This is a genomic window from Thalassovita mediterranea (assembly GCF_001458435.1).
GTDB lineage: Bacteria > Pseudomonadota > Alphaproteobacteria > Rhodobacterales > Rhodobacteraceae > Thalassobius > Thalassobius mediterraneus.
The window spans coordinates 31,754-48,236 of record NZ_CYSF01000019.1 but is presented as its reverse complement, the minus strand read 5'-3'; the positions used below and the strand labels follow the sequence as shown (position 1 = coordinate 48,236).

Genomic DNA, 16,483 nt, shown 5'->3' with positions numbered 1-16,483 from the left:
GCCCGACCCGAGCAGGCAAACGGCCCGACCGGACGCGGGAGACGGATGGAGTGGCGGGATCGTTTTGCGCTCAAGCAAAACAGACCAGAGCGCAATCCGGCGGAGCGGCCGGGGAGGGACGTGCTCGCGAGGCGGGCAAACCGGGATGCCAGGTGCGACGCCGCGGTGAGGCCGCATGGCCGAATGCGCGACGGACCGAAGGGCCGTTCTCCCCTGCGACACGCGAAGCCGAGCAGGGGAGGCCGGAAGGCTGGAACGCTGCTGACGCATTTCTCGTGGTCGGCCTGCCCGGCTTGCCAGGTACAGCAATACTTGGTAGTATATTGGAGCACCGAGGAATTTGCCATGAGCGTTCAAAAGCAATCCGTCAGTTTCACCGACACCGCCTACACCTTCGCAAGGGAACTGGTCGAAGCAGGCGAGTATCCGAATGTGAGCGCCGCAGTTTCGGGTGAATTGGCGAAGGCCAAGACAGAGCGAGATCGCGAACGAACTTTGCTAGAGGCAGAATTGGAGCGCCGCCTGTTTCTTCCACTCGACCAATGGGAACCCGTCGGCGAAGCGTCCGACCTCACGGCCAGCGCACGGGCCCATCTTGCCGCGATGGCCAAAAAGACCTGATGCAATTTATTAGGCATCCGTTCTTTGAACGGGACCTTATCGGTATCGTTGATCATATTGTTGAGGTGACCGATGGTGACGTTGCAACCGCGACCCGTCGCCTGGATGAAGTAGACGCCCTTTTGGAATCGATTGCCTCAAATCCAAATTCAGGCGTCCGGCTGAACGGCAAACTGGATGGGTGGCTCGTGCGCCACGGCGGCGCCGGTAAGCGACTGACCATGGTATTCAAACCGGATGTAGACGCCGGGCAGATTTATCTCGCTCTTGTCGCGTTCGGCGGTCGGGATTGGATGCGACTGGCGTCAGCGAGACAGGTGTTCGCTGATTAGCCTTAGAGCCAAGGAGTGGCGGAAAAGTTGTAGACTGAACCTTCGCTGCGCCGTGCGCGAACTGGTAGGATGCGGGACAAAGTGAGCTTTCGCTGCGGTTGCGCCAATGTCCGGTTTGATTTTATCAAACTTAGAGGCCAATTGCTTGGTACGCTCCGGAAATGCGCTTGATGGCAATTTCATAAGCAGCGTCTCGTAATGTCACTGCACCCTCCCGGCTCTGGTGCGCATGTGCTGACACTTCGTCAAACGCCTGATGCATCATCTCTGCCAAACCAGACCGTACAAGGTCGATCTCACCGCGTTCGGCCAGAAATTCGCCCTTATGTTCTGATGGGAAAGATTGCCCTGTCATTTTCTCCATGGAGTGGGCGAGAATGCGATGCTCACGGTCGGTTTGGCGACGCTCCATTAAACCAAAGGGCATGTGAGTAATGTTTTTGACCCATTCAAAATAACTGACGACCACGCCACCCGCGTTGGCCAACATATCGGGTATGATCGTGATGCCGCGTTGTCTAAGGATTTCATCAGCCGCATATGTGACGGGGCCGTTCGCAGCTTCCACCACCAGCCGCGCCTGTATTCTTGCAGCGTTGTCTGCGTGAATGACGCTTTCCAAGGCCGCAGGGATCAAGATATCGCAGGCATCTTCCAAGGCCGCAGCGCCGTTTCCGTCAGATATTCCGCCATCAAATCCCATGATGCTTCCCGTCGCGATTTGATGCGCCTTGAGGGCTGCGATGTCCAAACCATCGGCGTTGCGAACCACACCGTCATGTTCAATCACGGCGATAATCTTGCATTCGTCGTCATCGCTTAGAAACTGCGCGGCGTGGCTGCCGACGTTTCCCAACCCCTGTATGACAACGCGCTGCCCCTCCAATTTGTCGCTCTCGAATCCTGCAGCATGTCGGTCCCTTTCAGACTGAAAGAACGCATGGATCGCGTATTGCACACCGCGCCCTGTGGCTTCCGTTCGTCCTGCGATCCCGCCACCTTCGACCGGTTTGCCGGTGACACATCCCATGCCGTTGATATCATCGGGTTTGTAGCGGCGATATTCATCGGCAATCCACATCATCATTTGCTGGTTGGTGCCAACGTCAGGGGCCGGAACATTGGTGGCAGAGGCCAAAAATCCGTGACGCATAAGCTCTTGCGCGAAGCGGCGGGTGATTTTCTCAAGCTCGAACGGTTCCCAATCGGATGGCGTGATTTCCAACGCGCCCTTTGATCCGCCAAAAGGCAGGTTCAGCAAGGCGCATTTATAACTCATCAGCGCGGCCAGTGCTTCGACCTCATCTTGATCAACGTTGGGCGCGTATCTGATCCCGCCCTTCGCAGGGCCGTTATGGGTGGAATGCGTGGCACGCCATCCGCGAAAGGTGAACATCCGCCCACGCAGACGTACACCAAAACGGGTGACATAGGTTGCATTGCAGGCCTTGATTTTATCAGAAAAGCCGTCTGGCATATCCACATTTACGGCTGCGCGGTCGTACATCGCCTCTACGTCAGACAGGAACCCCGCGCTCATGATTTTGCCTTTCCATAACCACCACCGCCGGGGGATTTGAGGACAAAAACATCACCGACATCCATCTGCGCGACATCATTGCCCTGCATTGCGATCTGAGTTCCATCCGCACGAACGACAGAGTTTTCGCCCGTAGCGCCGGGTGCCCCGCCTGATGCCCCGTGCGGCGCAGTTTTGCGATGTGATGTGAGGGTCGTGACAGTCATCGGTTCCATAAACCGCAATTTGCGGATGATGCCGTCACCGCCTTTGAACGCGCCATTACCACCAGACCCGCGCCGGATCGAAAATTCCTCCACGCGCACGGGAAAACGCGTTTCCAGAACTTCGGGGTCCGTCATGCGGGTGTTGGTCATGTGGCTATGCACGGCACTGGCACCATCAAATCCGTCGCCCGCACCAGTGCCGCCGCAAATCGTTTCATAGTTTTGGACGTCGTCATTTCCATAGACGAAGTTGTTCATCGTCCCTTGGCTGCCCGCAACGACACCAAGCGCGCCATAAAGCGTGTCGGCAATGGCTTGGCTAACTTCCGTATTGCCCGAAATCACGGCAGCAGGCGCATCAGGGTTGATCATTGACCCTGAAGGAACCGTAAGATGCAGGGGTTTCATGCAGCCTTCGTTCATGGGGATGTTGGCCCCGACGAGCGTGCGGAAGACATACAAAACCACGGCGCGACAGATGGACAAAGGTGCATTGTAGTTATGGTCGTCTTGTTTGGACGTACCCGTAAAATCAATGTCAGCAGTGCGTGCTTTTTTGTCTACCGAGATCTTCACTTTGATCTGCGCACCGCTGTCCAGTGGATAGGTGAAATCGCAATCATGCAGCACATCCAAAACACGGCGCACGCTTTCTTCGGCGTTGTCTTGCACGTGGCCCATATAGGCATGCACAACGTCCAAACCGAACTGGCGGGTAATTTTCTGTAATTCCCGCTCGCCCGTCGCGTTGGCGGCAATTTGCGCGGCCAGATCGGCCATGTTCTGATCCACATTGCGGCATGGGTATTTGGCAGACGATAACAGGTCGCGGGTTTGCGCCTCTTGCAGGACGCCTTGTTTGACCAGCAAGAAATTGTCGATCAATACGCCTTCTTCGTCGATATGGCGGCTGTCTGGAGGTGCGGAGCCGGGCGTAGTGCCTCCAATGTCAGCGTGATGCCCGCGCGAGGCGACCGTGTAGATGATATTTTTGCCAGCAGCATCAAAAACCGGGGTGATGACCGTCACATCCGGCAAGTGGGTGCCGCCATTAAACGGGTTGTTCATCATGAACACATCGCCGGGGCGGATTTTGCCCGCGTTTTGATGAAGGATCGACCGAACGCTGCCTGACATTGATCCCAGGTGCACCGGCACATGCGGCGCGTTGGCGACCAGATCACCGTGATGGTCGAAAATCGCACAAGAGAAATCCAAGCGTTCTTTGATGTTCACTGAAAAAGCAGTGTTCGCGAGGGTCGCGCCCATCTGTTCGGCAATGGACATGTAAAGGTTGTTGAACACCTCAAGCATGACCGGATCAACGGTGGTGCCAATGGCCTCAACCCGATCCAGCGGCACGATGCGGCGCAGTACAAGGTTACCGCCCGCAGCACACTCAGCATGCCAACCGTCCTCGATGATATTGGTGCCTGTGGGTTCTGTCAAAATCGCGGGGCCAGTGACGGTGTCCCCAGCCGCAAGGCCCGCGCGATCGACCAAGGGCACATCCGTCCACGTCCCATTCACATACATTTGCGCGGTTTTGCCGTCTTCATCACTGTGCGTTGTATCGGACAACGTCACCGTTTCACCGGTCGAGCCAATCGCTTCCGCTGTCAGAAGGTCAATAATCAGCGTCGCGTTTTCGGGTACGAAGCCAAAGCGGGTTTTATGCGCTTTGTTAAATCTTTCGGTCATCTCGCTCGGTGTGCCAAAGGGCACTTCTAGCGTCTGATGCGCGCCATCGGTCCGGATATGCGCGGCGACGACCGTTGAGATATCTGTGTCAGCAATGCCCTGGGACCGCACTTCCGCTTGGGCGGCTTCAATGAGTTCACCTAGTTTAATTTCCGCCTGTGTCGTCTCGCCAATGGGTTTGGCAAATTGGTGCTCATGGATTGATCTGACGTCCGCCAATCCCATTCCGAATGCGGACAGAACGCCTGCAAATGGATGGATAAAGATGCTTTCCATCCCCAAAGTGTCCGCGACGAGACAGGCGTGTTGGCCACCCGCGCCACCAAAGCAATTCATGGTGTATTGGGTCACGTCATAGCCACGTTGCACGCTGATCTGTTTGATCGCATTGGCCATGTTCTCGACCGCAATGCGCAAAAACCCTTCGGCGATGTCTTCGATGGATTTGTCGGTGCCAATGTCTTGTTTTAGGGCAGTGAACCTTTCACGCACGACATCTGCGTCCAGCGGTTGATCCGCGTCCGGGCCAAACACAGACGGGAACTGGCTCGGTTGCAGTTTACCCAGCAACACGTTGCAATCGGTCACCGTCAAAGGACCGCCGCGACGGTATGCGGCGGGGCCAGGGTTGGCGCCTGCGCTTTCGGGGCCAACTTGCATACGCCCGTCTCGGTAAGAAAGGATTGATCCGCCACCCGCAGCGACCGTATGAATCGACATCATTGGTGCGCGCATCCGCACACCTGCCACTTCGGTCTCGAACGAGCGCTCAAATTCACCCGCATAGTGGCAAACATCTGTTGATGTTCCGCCCATGTCGAACCCAATCAGGCGATCAAACCCAAGATCGGCGGCGGTGCGCACCATGCCGACAACGCCACCTGCAGGGCCGGATAGGATCGCATCCTTGCCCTGAAACCGCTCTGCGTCGGTCAAGCCTCCGTTGGATTGCATGAACATTAGACTGTCACAGCCGCCGTCTTTGGCATTCAAAGCCGACGCAACTTGTTCGATGTAGCGACGTAAAATGGGGGATAGGTAGGCATCCACCACAGCGGTATCACCGCGCGACACCAGCTTGATTAACGGGCTAGCCTCATGGCTGAGAGAGACCTGCGTAAAGCCCGACTGCCGCGCCATCTCGCCCAATCGCACCTCATGATCAGTGTATTTATACCCATGCATCAGCGCGATCGCGACAGAGCGGTAACCTTTCCCGTAGGCGCGCGACAGTGCTTCGCGTGCGCTTGTTGTATCAAGTGCTGTGATGATTTTCCCGTCGGCTGCGACCCGCTCGTCGATCTCAATTGCGTCTTCATAGAGCAGTTCCGGCAGTTTGATGTTCAGCGCAAAAAGATCAGGACGGTTCTGATAGCCGATGCGTAACAAATCTCGCAAGCCTTTGGTGATCAGCAAAACAGTGCGCTCGCCCTTGCGTTCCAACAAAGCGTTGGTCGCAACGGTCGTGCCCATCTTCAGTGCCGCAATTTGACCGGGAGGGAGGTCTTCACCGGGGGCGACACCAAGGAGTGACTTGATGCCGTGCACGGCAGCGTCGGGATAAACCTCGGGATTCTCGGACAAAAGCTTGTGGGTCTGTAGCGTGCCATCGGGCTTTCGTGCGACGATATCGGTAAAGGTGCCGCCACGGTCGACCCAAAACTGCCATTTCTTATTATCCGCCTGATCCACATCGCTCTCCCAGAATCAATTTGTTGTTGCTTTATGGATATAACGCTGACAAATTGTCAACGTAATGGACTCGAAATAATTCGTACCATTTTTGTCTTGACAGGGAGAGACACCATGAAACACTTCATTCTTGGCGCAGCAGCGCTTGTTTGTGCGACAGCCGCCCATGCGCAAAGCTGGGACATGCCAACACCGTACGGCGACAGTACATTCCACACCCAGAACATTGCCCAGTTTGCCGATGACGTTCGTGCCGCAACAGACGGTGCGCTGGATATCACGCTGCACTCTGCGGGGTCCTTGTTCCCGCACGCGGAAATAAAAGGGGCGGTGCGCAATCGCTCTGTACCATTAGGCGAATTCTTTTTGTCGCGTCTGTCGAACGAGGACTTGGCGTTCGGCGTAGACAGCCAGCCGTTCGTTGCAACCAGCTATGAAGATGCAGCGCGCCTTTGGGCCGCCCAAGAGCCCGTCATTACCGAGCTGTTGGCCGAACAGGGTTTGATCCCGCTATTTTCTGTGCCGTGGCCAGCGCAGGGCCTTTATACAAACGGTGAAATCGCCACCGTCGATGATCTGAACGGCCTGCGCTTCCGCGCTTATAACGCCGCGTTGGAAGAATTTGCTACGCTGGTCGGTGCCGCACCCGTCCAGATTGAGGCGTCCAACATCCCGCAGGCCTTTGCGACAGGTCAGGTTGAGGCAATGATCACGTCGCCTTCGACTGGTGTGAACTCAACCGCATGGGATTTTGTGACCCACTACACGGCGATCAACGCTTGGGTGCCGAAAAACATCGTGGTCATCAACCAGCGCATGTTTGATGGCTTGGATGCTGACACGCAGGCCGCAGTTCTGGCTGCTGCCGAAGCCGCCGAAACCCGTGGTTGGGAAATGTCCGCAGCCGAGGCCGAAAGCATGACAGCCGCACTCGCGGAAAACGGCATCACCGTTTACGAACCAAGCGCGACGTTGATCGAAGGCTTGCAGGGCATTGGCGAGACGATGCTTGGCACATGGGATGCCGCCGCATCAGACAGCGCGCGCGCCGTGCTGAACGCCTATAACAACTAACCCTCCCTGAATTGGCCGACGGCATGTAAACTGTCGGCCAATTTTCTTCTTATAAGGACGGCTTTGCGATGTCTCGCTTACTCCAAAAACTATATGACGTATGCGGCATGATCGCGGGGGGGCTGATCTTATGCATCTGCCTACTGATCTCTGCCCAGATTTGCCTGAATGCATTCGGCCGCTTTGCCCCGGGTGTCTTGCCGTCAACCATTCCATCCTACGCTGATTTCTCCGGCTTTATGCTGGCCGGGGCCACGTTCCTGGCGATGGCCCATACCCTGCGCGCAGGCGGACACATTCGGGTTAACCTAGTGGTGTCACGACTGCCGAAGGCGGCTCAATTTGTCGCCGAATTTTTCGTACTCATCGCCGCCACCGGTTTGATAGGATATGCGACCTACTTCATGGGCGCACTTGTCGTCGAAAGCGTCCATTACGGAGACGTGTCAAACGGGATTATTCCTGTGCCTTTGTGGATACCGCAAGGTGTCGCAGCCTTTGGAATCGGGCTGTTGCTGGTGGCCGTTGTTCATACCTTGTTTGACCTACTTGCGGCGCGCGCGCCGATCCTGTCCAGCCCGGGGGAGGTGTAATCATGTCGGATCCAATGATTGGCCTTGTCCTTCTTGGGCTTCTGATGGCCCTGCTTGCCAGCGGAGTTTGGGTTGCCGTTTCGCTTTCCCTTGTTGGCCTTGCAGGCCTTGTGTTTTTCTCGAACGCGCCGTCGGGGTTGGTCTTGGCCTCGACGTTTTGGGGACACTCGCACTCATGGGCGTTGACGGCTTTGCCGCTGTTTATCTTGATGGGGGAAATCCTCCTCAGGTCCCGGATGAGCGATGATATGTTCACTGGCCTTGTTCCATGGCTGAGCCGCGCACCGGGCCGCTTGCTGCACGTCAACGTCTTTGGCTGTGCGATCTTTGCGGCGGTGTCAGGCTCATCAGCGGCGACGGCAGCCACCATTGGCCGGATGTCGGTGCCAGAGCTAACCAAACGCGGTTACCCCGAAAGCCTGATTTTGGGCACGCTTGCCGGATCAGCCACGCTTGGCCTTCTTATTCCGCCCTCGATCATCCTGATCGTTTACGGCGTCGCAACCGAGCAGTCTATCGCCCGCTTGTTTATCGCCGCGATTATTCCCGGCATCATGCTGATGACACTGTTCGCAAGCTATGTTGCGGTGCGTGCCTGGATGAACCCTGATCTGATCCCCGCAATCGATGAGACGTTTAGCTTTCGTGAAAAGTTCCGCGCCTCGCGCAGGTTGATCCCTGTCGCACTTTTGATTGGGGGGGTCATCGGGTCGATCTACGGGGGCCTTGCCTCTCCGACGGATGCGGCAGCACTGGGGGTTGTATTGGCCACGATCCTTGCGTGGACCTCTGGCGCGTTTAGCTGGAAATTGTTTGGCGAAGCGGTCATGTCCGCCACCCGCACATCCTGTATGATTGCCCTGATCCTACTTGGTGCGGCGTTCTTGTCAGTTTCTATGGGATTCACGGGTCTGCCGCGAAACCTTGCCGCTTGGATATCTGACATGGACCTATCGATCCCTGCCTTGCTTGTGGCTTTGACGATCTTCTTCATCATCCTTGGATGTTTTCTGGATGGGATTTCGGTCATCGTGCTGACAACGTCGATCATCATGCCGATGGTGAGCGCCGTGGGGATCGACCCGATCTGGTTCGGCATCTATCTTGTGATCGTCGTCGAGATGAGCCAGATCACGCCCCCCGTTGGTTTCAACTTGTTCGTCATTCAAGGGCTGACAGGTATCGACATCCTCAGGATCGCCAAAGCGGCGTTCCCGTTCTTTCTGTTGCTCTTGTTGGGCGTTCTCCTGATCTGTCTGTTCCCGCAGATCGTGACGTTCCTGCCGACCTACATGGCAAGTTAAAGCGACGCTGCCGCCCTGCTGGCTTGATCATATTGGCCGGACAGGGCGCGCATGCTCGCTGCGATCTCGCGCATTTCTTCGCCCGTCATATCCAACCGCGAAAGCCCATCCAAGAAACAGCGTTCCCGCACCTCACGGTAGGCTTCGCACAATTCCTCCCCCGTGGGTGAGGCACTGTAGAAGACTTCCTTCCCGCGCTTTTCCGACACGAGGAGCTCCATCTTCATCAGCTTACGCAAAGCATAATTCACGGTATGCGTGTCCTCGATGTTCAGCAGAAAACAAATGTCAGTCAGCCGTTTATCGCGACCGCGATGATTGGTGTTGTGCAAGACAAGGATTTCCAACGGTGTCAGATCGGTATTACCCGCCGCTGACATGCAACGTGTCATCCATCGTGAAAAAGCATTGTAGGCGATAATCATGCCATATTCGATCTCGGAGGATTCCCAGTTCGCCCCGTCCGCCAAATGGCGGGAAGAAACGATCCGTCGCTTTGGGATGTCATGCTCGCTCATACTTACACTTCCTCAACGTTTTACCGGTGTTTAACGTATGTTTTGCACTTGGGGAATTCAATTTATCTTTTAAGAAATGATCGGATCACAGAAACGTTCAGAGTGAAAAGTGGACGTTCGAGCACACTGCAGCATCTGTGACATTGGGCTCTTCGGATGCATTAGCTGCGGGCGACACGAACGTCAGCAATGTACGGCGGGTTCATTCAACAACACCAGTACAGAAAAAGGGGAAACCGTGATCCCACGGCTCCCCTTTAGGTGCGGATAGTCTAATCCCACGCGCTGATCACGCGACCAACGACAGCCCCGCGCCTGCGTCCTGCGGCTGCTCACCGCTGTCGATGAACGGGATGATCGAGAAGGTCTGCCCACCGCGCTGTTCTTCGTTCTGCACGGCGTTCACGCGCAGGTCGCCATCGGGCGTGTTGATCAGCAGCGACAGGTAGTCATTGCCCGTGCGGCTGCTTTTCGCCATCCAGGCCGAGCCGACGCGGATCGGTGTGCCCCGGGGCGAGCTGACCTCGATCCGGTAATCGGGGTGGGTCTCCTCGGATTTATAGCTGTTCTCGATCAGCATGAACTCCAGATCGAACATCATGTTGGCGATGTAGCCGGTGAAGGCGTTGTCGGCGTCCATAGCGGTGAGCTCGCCCGAGATCGAGCCGGATTTCATCAGGCCGTTCGAGACCAGCGGGATGATCTCGAATTCGCCGCTCTGGGCCGCGCGCGCCTCTTTCGTCTGCACCGCGTTGACCCGGAACGGACCCAAGCCGACATCGATCTGCATCGAAATGTAGGGGTTGCCGCTGGTATTGCCGGTCTCGTTCCAGGCCGTGCCGATGCGCACCTTGCGGCCTGATTTGTTGACTGCCGTCACGTCAAAATCCGGGCTGCGTTCAGACATCTTGGCTCGCGCCTCCAACTGGATGGCGATGTCAAAGCGCGTCGAGTGGATCATGCCGGTGTACTGAGCGACTGCGGTCTCGACATTGCGGGTAAGGGTTCCTGCGAACATGGGATGGTTCCTTTTGGATTGGCCGGTGCCTGACGTTCTTGCCAACGCATCCGGGATTGCTTTCTCGACCCCTTGAGGGATCACAAATCAGAAAGCCTGCTTTCCTTTCAGCCCCGCCCACGGGTCAGCGCTGCCGTCCGAGTGGGAATGCCCCCGCGCCTCCGGGTGCTACGCCCCTCCCCTGCCCGTCTGGTCTTGATTGGCTGCCCGGATTTTGTGCGGCGTCCTTCGATTGCGCGACGAAGAACTCCGTTTCTTTTCCGTTCAACCGGTGCCCGCCCCGGTCGGTCAGGCCGATGCAGCTTCCGTTCGGCACATAGGTGATCAGGTATTGGCTGAGCCGGTCCTTGTGGACAACGTAGCCGATATTGACCCAATGCACGGTCTGACCGACATCGACAGCGGCCTTGATATCATCGAGTGTCATGGGGTCCTCCTTACGAAGAATGGTGGGGAAACGACGCAAGAAGCCCAGTCGTCCAACTGGGCTTCCATGCTGCATTTGTTTGGCAAACGGCCGAGAGCTGTCAGGCGCTTTGCGTGGCTTGCGTCGCGTGCGCCGCCATCCAATCTTTCAGGCCAAGAACCGTTCGTCCGGCGGCAACCTCGGAGGCCCAAGCGGCCCTTGGGTCGCCGCAGGGCTCATCGCCGACATGCCGGTCGATATGGCCATTGGCCATCCATGGCTCGGGCTGGATCCGTCGCAGCCAGTCCGCCATGCTCGGGATGCGGCCCTGGCAGTCTTCACGCACATGCTGCTCACCGATCCAGCGCACCGGAATGTCCCGACCAGCGCTATTGGTCAGGGTCAGGCCGAAGACACGTTCGGCCTCGAACAGGCCTTGGGCATGGTGGCGCAAGGCTCTGTGCGTGAAGAGCGCGAGGTGCTCTTTCGAGGCATCGAACCAGTCATGTATGGACTGATAGTCAGACGGCACTCCGCCGAATTTCCGGGCAGAGCTTTCAGCATGATGAAGCGGATGGGCCATCTCACAGCCCCTCGTCATAGCTATGCGAGCATTCGACATAGCGGTCCGCGTGATCCAAGGTGATACTGTCGTTGCGCAAGTCCCAGGTCAGCGTGCCGTAGCCAACCTCGTTGTTCTCGAACCCCGGGTGATGGTGATAGGCGAGCGACCAGGCGAAATCGCCAACTTCTGTGACAAGCGGCTCCGGCAGGTTGACCTCTGCAGGCTGCACCGTCACATCCTCGACATTGCCGGAGTCGCCATAGCCTTCATATTCGACAGCGACCTCGCTGATGCCAAGCGCACGTAGCTGCGCGAGCAGCTCCACTCTGGATGCCTTCAAGGTGGTTTCGCGCTCTGCACGCCACTGAGCCGCCATTGCGGCATAGTCGATCTGGGGATTGGTCATGGGTCTGTCCTCTTATCTGAATTTGGGGGGGCCGGGCCTGGCATTGATCAGCGCGCGCCCGGAAAGCGCAGATCGGCCAAATCCCGATCCACGCCGCCCGACCGGAAGCTCGCTTTGACTTTTCAGGCGGCTTGTTCTGCTGCTCTGGCGGCTCGCTGCCCCACGATCCGGGCCAGAATTCTTCCCGTGTCGATCCCGTCCCCGTGCGGCAGGAACACCCGTAGCTGGAAAGCGATGATCTCCGTGAAGCAGCCAAGCGCTTTCAATCCATCAATCATACCCCGATCGACACCTCCCAGCTCGAGGCGCATCTCGCCTGCGACCCGGCGACGGGTCAGGGTCATCCCCCGGCCAAGATCGACCGGCGCGGTGGTGCCCAATGCGGCAGTCAGCATCTCTTGCGGTGTTTGCGGGTTGGAGACGAGGAAGCGGGCACGCAACGCGGCTGCGCCTTCCTCACTGAGCGTGCGCCCGATCATGGCCGTCGCCCCGTCTGGCGTGACACGGTAGATCCGCTCATTGGTGGTCGGAATATCCTTCCAGATCGGCAGCAGCAGCCCGGTCAGCAGGTAGAGCTTGGTCGTGGTGGTTTTTGGCAAGGACGCAGCCTCTGCATCCCAAAGACGTGCGAACTCGGGCCTGTCGATCTCTTCCCAAGCCGAGGACTCAAACCGTGCCTCTTCGAGATAGCTCGACCCGTTTGGCCGCACCGCCTTGCGCATCAGCGTGACAGTGTCCTCGTCATACATCTGCATTGGCCGCGCCGAGATGAGCGCCGCGCGACCCGACGCGCGGTTGACCATCGGCAGCTTATCGAAATTGCGCGACAGGGCGTCATCCGCCGAAAGCACATGGACCGGGTCGGTGACTTCAAGTCCAATGATCCGCGTCACGGCGCCGGATTTCGGGCAGGTCCAGAGATCCTCTGTGGATACCTGTTCGATCTTTTCGCCGCGCAGGGTTTCCACGCCGAGATCGAGCGTGCCCGCCGCGCGCGCCCGTTCCGTCTGATCGGCAATCCGGCGCATGAACTCGGCAAAGAGTGCGTTCTGCATGTGGATGGGCAGGGCCAGAACCCGGTTCAGAAACCGCTGGATCGGGGGAAGCTCCTCAAGGAGCACCCCGTCCTTGTCGATCAGCCGCAGGGCCGTCCAGTCGGTGAAGCTCTCGTAGCTCATCGCCTCAGCGCGCCCGGCGGCAAGATCGGCGAAATACCCACGTAGTGCGGCCCGCGCGATCGGGCTTTCGAGATTATCCTCCTCGCGGAACATGCCTTGCGAGCCGGTCTCGCGCTGACCCTTGGTCAAGGCCCCCAGCTGGTCGAGGCGCTTGGCGATCGTCGAGGTGAAACGCTTTTCGCCATGCACATCCGAGGTGCAGACCCGGAAGAAAGGCGCGCTGACCTGGGCCGAGCGATGCGTACGGCCCAACCCCTGGATGGCCGCATCGGCGCGCCAGCCGGGCTCCAACAGGTAGTGCCGCCGCCGTTTCTGGTTCTTCGCCGTTTGCGCCGCATGATAGGATCGGCCCGTCCCGCCCGCATCGGAAAAGATCAGGATATCCTTTTCGCCGTCCATGAAGGCTTGGGTCTCGGATGAATTACTGCTGGCGCTGCGCTTTTCGATGAAGAGATGGCCGTCCGCGGCCTTGAGGGGCCGGATGGACCGACCCGTGACCTCGGCGACAGCCTCGTCGCCAAAGGCCCAGAGGATCTGATCGAGCGCCGAGGGGATCGGGGCCAGCGTCATCAACTCCATCATGGCCGCATCGCGCAGGGCGAGCGCCTCCCGCGAGACCACCAGCGCACCGGTCTCATCCCGGAGCGGCTCGGCCACCATGTTGCCGTCGATTTCCACGAGCTTTTGCGCATGGATCGGGAAGGCCTGTTCGAGGTAGCCCAGAACATAGTCGCGCGGCGTCAAGGCCCCCTCGACGAGCTCATCGTCGCAATCCATCGTCTCAAGCCGGCGTTTCAGCAGGCTCTCGCCTGTCGAGACCACTTGGATGACGCAGGCGTTGCCCGCTGCCAGGTCGTCCTCGATGGCACGGATGATGGTCGGGGCTTTCATGCCCATCAGGAGATGGTTGAAGAAGCGCTGCTTCGTGCTCTCGAAGCGGGACTTGGCCGAGGCGCGTGCGGCCGAGGCATTGGTCTCTCCCGAGGCGTCGTTGGCGCCGATGGCTGTCAAAGCGGCTTCGAGATTGTGGTGGATCGTGCGAAACGCTCCAGCGTAGGCGTCATAGACCTCGATCTGGGCCGGGGTCAGCGCGTGTTCCAGCACATCGTATTCAACACCGTCGAAGCTGAGGGCACGCGCTGTGTAAAGCCCGAGCGTCTTGAGATCACGCGCGACCACCTCCATGGCAGCCACGCCGCCGGCTTCCATCGCTGAAACGAAACCCTCGCGGCTCGGGAAGGGGTATTCGGGGCCTTGTCCCCAGAGACCGAGACGCGCGGCATAGGCCAGGTTGTGCACGCTCGTGGCGCCCGTGGCCGAGATATAGAAGACGCGAGCGCGGGGTGTTGCCAGTTGCAGCCGCAGGCCAGCAAGGCCCTGCTGGGAGGGTTTGACCCCCCTGCCCTGCTCAGACCCTGCCGCGTTCTGCATGGCATGGGCCTCATCAAAGGCCAGCACGCCTTCAAAGTCTTCGCCCATCCAGGCGAGGATCTGGCTCAATCGCGTGGTGCCGCATTTGCCCGCGGACCGCAGCGTGGCGTAGGTGACAAATAGGATGCCGTCGCCCATCGGGATGGACTGGTCCGGTTTCCATTTGGAGACCGGCTGGATGTCGGCGGGCGAGCCGCCGAGATCGGTCCAGTCGCGGATGGCGTCCTCGATGAGCGTGGCGGATTTGGAGACCCAGATCGCCTTCCTGCGCCCGGCCAGCCAGTTGACAAGGATGAGCCCCGCGCATTCGCGCCCCTTGCCGCAACCGGTGCCGTCGCCGAGGAAATAGCCAAGGCGATAGGCACGTGCATCCGGGTCATCATCGGCGCGCGTCAGCTTGGTCTGGTCGTCATCGATGGTAAACCGACCGGGCAGGTCGCGCCCATGGGCATCATGCGCCATGATGATGGTCTCGAGCTGCGCCTCGGAGAGATCTCCCTCCTCGACCAACCGTGCGGGCAGGCGCAAGTCATCACGACCCGTATTTGAGGGCATGGGCGGGGCAACCGAGGCCATGGCGATGCTCTCGACCAGCGGTGTGGGATGTTCCTGCGCACCCGCGATCTCGATCCGCTGTGGGCGATAGCGCGCATAGATGTCCGAGATGGGCGTGTTGTCGCGAGGGGTCTCAAAGCTTGTGAAGCTGAGCGGACGGACGGCATTGGCCCGGGGTTTGGAGGCGGCAACAGGCGCAGCGGCGGTCTTGCGCGGGGCAGATGGTGCAACGGTCGGTCGCGCAGTAGTAACCGGTGCCGCCTGTTGTACGTGGCGCATCTCGGTCCGGGTCGCGGCCACGGAGTCGACAAAAGGAAGGGCCTCATCCAGATCGCACACAATGGCGCGGATCATCTCCCCATCCTCCTGCACCTTGTCGAAGATCATGAGCTGGGTTTCGACAGAGGTGCCAAGCTTGCGGTAGACCTGCCCCGGCATCGTCAGCGCCAAGCGCGGCCTGAGGAGACCGCAGGCGCGGGACCATTGCGCGGCATCGCGTTCGGGCGTGAACCCCGGCGGCATGATCGCCACCAGCCGCCCACCGGGCGCGAGACGCTTTGCAGCCGCGATGAGATGTTTGGCGGCAATGTGCTTGTCTCGGGAGCGATCGACCGAGGAGGCGAAGGGCGGATTCATCACCACGACGTCGGGTAGAACCGGCGTCTGCAGCAGATCATCGATATGCTCGCCGTCATGGCCTGTGACCTCGCCGCCGAAAACCGCGCGCAATAGGCTTTGGCGAAAGGGGTCGATCTCGTTGAGCAAAAGCGTGGCACCGGCCCGGGCGGCGAAAGCAGCCAGGGCACCGGTGCCCGCCGACGGCTCCAGGACGGTCTCGCCCTTGCGGATCGCTGCGGCCCGCACCGCCATGGTCGCGAATGCCAGCGGCGTGGAAAACTGCTGCAGCCGGATCTGCTGCTCTGACCGGCGCGTTTCCGTCAGAAGCCGCGAGGCGAGCAGCTTTGCAGCGGCGATGTCACCTACCGCTGCGTCCCCGCGCAGCAGCACCTGGACAGCCGCGGCCTGCATCAGGTCATATGCCATGCGCCAGTCCCAGGCACCGCCGGCATCGCTGCCATGAAACGTCTCTCGCATGATGCGCGCCAGCGCTGAGCTGCGCAGGGGCTGGTGGTCGACCTCCGTGCCGATCTGCGCGAGGGCAGAGGTGAGGTCAGTGTCGGAGATTGAGAGAGCCGGATTTGCCGGTTTGGGCTTGGACATGGGGGTTTCCTTTGGATCAGGGTCTGAGTTCCAAAGGACAAAAAGCCCACTTTCGCTTTTCGGGGTGATGAGCTCAGACCAAGAGGCATCCAATCGCCGACCGGCCAATCAAACGGTTTTTC

The 16,483-nt window shown here is 58.9% G+C and carries 13 protein-coding genes; 5 read left to right on the top strand and 8 right to left on the bottom strand.

Annotated features, from left to right (window positions below; all coding sequences use genetic code 11):
• Positions 1–345 precede the first annotated feature (345 nt).
• Entirely contained in the window at positions 346–621 is a 276-nt protein-coding gene (locus tag TM5383_RS16160) for a hypothetical protein (RefSeq protein WP_058320112.1), read from the top strand.
• A complete protein-coding gene (locus tag TM5383_RS16155) occupies positions 621–953 on the top strand; it encodes a hypothetical protein (RefSeq protein WP_058320077.1) in 333 nt (110 codons plus the stop codon). The genes TM5383_RS16160 and TM5383_RS16155 overlap by 1 nt, the downstream gene beginning before the upstream one ends.
• A 130-nt stretch (positions 954–1,083) precedes the next feature.
• Here TM5383_RS16155 and TM5383_RS16150 read toward each other — a convergent pair whose 3' ends face one another.
• Together TM5383_RS16150 and TM5383_RS16145 are read right to left on the bottom strand one after the other, a co-directional pair.
• The gene (locus TM5383_RS16150; RefSeq protein WP_058320076.1) at positions 1,084–2,493 is read right to left on the bottom strand and encodes a Glu/Leu/Phe/Val family dehydrogenase; all 1,410 of its coding nucleotides are present in this window, start codon (positions 2,491–2,493) and stop codon (positions 1,084–1,086) included.
• Positions 2,490–6,092 carry a hydantoinase B/oxoprolinase family protein gene (locus TM5383_RS16145; protein ID WP_058320075.1) on the bottom strand — a complete coding sequence of 1,201 codons (3,603 nt, stop codon included), beginning with the start codon at positions 6,090–6,092 and terminating at the stop codon, positions 2,490–2,492. The genes TM5383_RS16150 and TM5383_RS16145 overlap by 4 nt, the downstream gene beginning before the upstream one ends.
• Positions 6,093–6,206: 114 nt before the next feature.
• On the opposite strand from TM5383_RS16145, the gene TM5383_RS16140 reads away from it, so the two are divergent.
• The 3 genes from TM5383_RS16140 to TM5383_RS16130 all read left to right on the top strand — a co-directional run bounded on the left by TM5383_RS16140 (position 6,207) and on the right by TM5383_RS16130 (position 9,063).
• Positions 6,207–7,166: a TRAP transporter substrate-binding protein gene (locus TM5383_RS16140; RefSeq protein WP_058320074.1), complete on the top strand. Its 960-nt coding sequence runs from the start codon at positions 6,207–6,209 to the stop codon at positions 7,164–7,166.
• A gap of 68 nt (positions 7,167–7,234) precedes the next feature.
• Positions 7,235–7,759, top strand: a complete 525-nt coding sequence (locus TM5383_RS16135) for a TRAP transporter small permease (protein ID WP_058320073.1) — start codon at positions 7,235–7,237, stop codon at positions 7,757–7,759.
• Between the two features lie 2 nt (positions 7,760–7,761).
• On the top strand, positions 7,762–9,063 hold the full coding sequence (locus tag TM5383_RS16130; RefSeq protein WP_058320072.1) for a TRAP transporter large permease: 1,302 nt from the start codon (positions 7,762–7,764) through the stop codon (positions 9,061–9,063).
• On the opposite strand, the gene TM5383_RS16125 is transcribed toward TM5383_RS16130, so the two are convergent.
• From TM5383_RS16125 to TM5383_RS16100, 6 genes are all read right to left on the bottom strand, one after another.
• Positions 9,060–9,581, bottom strand: coding sequence for a winged helix DNA-binding protein (locus tag TM5383_RS16125; RefSeq protein WP_009810482.1), 522 nt, complete (start codon positions 9,579–9,581; stop codon positions 9,060–9,062). The two genes, TM5383_RS16130 and TM5383_RS16125, sit on opposite strands and share 4 nt — an antisense overlap.
• A gap of 289 nt (positions 9,582–9,870) precedes the next feature.
• Positions 9,871–10,599: a DUF736 family protein gene (locus tag TM5383_RS16120; RefSeq protein ID WP_058320071.1), complete on the bottom strand. Its 729-nt coding sequence runs from the start codon at positions 10,597–10,599 to the stop codon at positions 9,871–9,873.
• A gap of 124 nt (positions 10,600–10,723) precedes the next feature.
• Positions 10,724–11,026, bottom strand: a complete 303-nt coding sequence (locus TM5383_RS16115; RefSeq protein WP_058320070.1) for a hypothetical protein — start codon at positions 11,024–11,026, stop codon at positions 10,724–10,726.
• Positions 11,027–11,126: 100 nt separating this feature from the next.
• On the bottom strand, positions 11,127–11,588 hold the full coding sequence (locus TM5383_RS16110) for a DUF6915 family protein (protein WP_058320069.1): 462 nt from the start codon (positions 11,586–11,588) through the stop codon (positions 11,127–11,129).
• Between the two features lies 1 nt (position 11,589).
• Positions 11,590–11,976 carry a DUF6878 family protein gene (locus TM5383_RS16105; RefSeq protein WP_058320068.1) on the bottom strand — a complete coding sequence of 129 codons (387 nt, stop codon included), beginning with the start codon at positions 11,974–11,976 and terminating at the stop codon, positions 11,590–11,592.
• 122 nt (positions 11,977–12,098) lie between these two features.
• Positions 12,099–16,361 carry a strawberry notch family protein gene (locus tag TM5383_RS16100; RefSeq protein WP_058320067.1) on the bottom strand — a complete coding sequence of 1,421 codons (4,263 nt, stop codon included), beginning with the start codon at positions 16,359–16,361 and terminating at the stop codon, positions 12,099–12,101.
• Positions 16,362–16,483 lie beyond the last annotated feature (122 nt).

Excerpts from the sequence above, each read along its gene's own strand:
- TM5383_RS16160 (WP_058320112.1), top strand. The coding sequence starts at position 346 with ATGAGCGTTCAAAAGCAATCCGTCAGTTTCACCGACACCGCCTACACC.
- TM5383_RS16155 (WP_058320077.1), top strand. The coding sequence starts at position 621 with ATGCAATTTATTAGGCATCCGTTCTTTGAACGGGACCTTATCGGTATC.
- TM5383_RS16150 (WP_058320076.1), bottom strand. The coding sequence starts at position 2,493 with ATGAGCGCGGGGTTCCTGTCTGACGTAGAGGCGATGTACGACCGCGCA.
- TM5383_RS16140 (WP_058320074.1), top strand. The coding sequence starts at position 6,207 with ATGAAACACTTCATTCTTGGCGCAGCAGCGCTTGTTTGTGCGACAGCC.
- TM5383_RS16135 (WP_058320073.1), top strand. The coding sequence starts at position 7,235 with ATGTCTCGCTTACTCCAAAAACTATATGACGTATGCGGCATGATCGCG.
- TM5383_RS16130 (WP_058320072.1), top strand. The coding sequence starts at position 7,762 with ATGTCGGATCCAATGATTGGCCTTGTCCTTCTTGGGCTTCTGATGGCC.
- TM5383_RS16125 (WP_009810482.1), bottom strand. The coding sequence starts at position 9,581 with ATGAGCGAGCATGACATCCCAAAGCGACGGATCGTTTCTTCCCGCCAT.
- TM5383_RS16120 (WP_058320071.1), bottom strand. The coding sequence starts at position 10,599 with ATGTTCGCAGGAACCCTTACCCGCAATGTCGAGACCGCAGTCGCTCAG.
- TM5383_RS16115 (WP_058320070.1), bottom strand. The coding sequence starts at position 11,026 with ATGACACTCGATGATATCAAGGCCGCTGTCGATGTCGGTCAGACCGTG.
- TM5383_RS16110 (WP_058320069.1), bottom strand. The coding sequence starts at position 11,588 with ATGGCCCATCCGCTTCATCATGCTGAAAGCTCTGCCCGGAAATTCGGC.
- TM5383_RS16105 (WP_058320068.1), bottom strand. The coding sequence starts at position 11,976 with ATGACCAATCCCCAGATCGACTATGCCGCAATGGCGGCTCAGTGGCGT.
- TM5383_RS16100 (WP_058320067.1), bottom strand. The coding sequence starts at position 16,361 with ATGTCCAAGCCCAAACCGGCAAATCCGGCTCTCTCAATCTCCGACACT.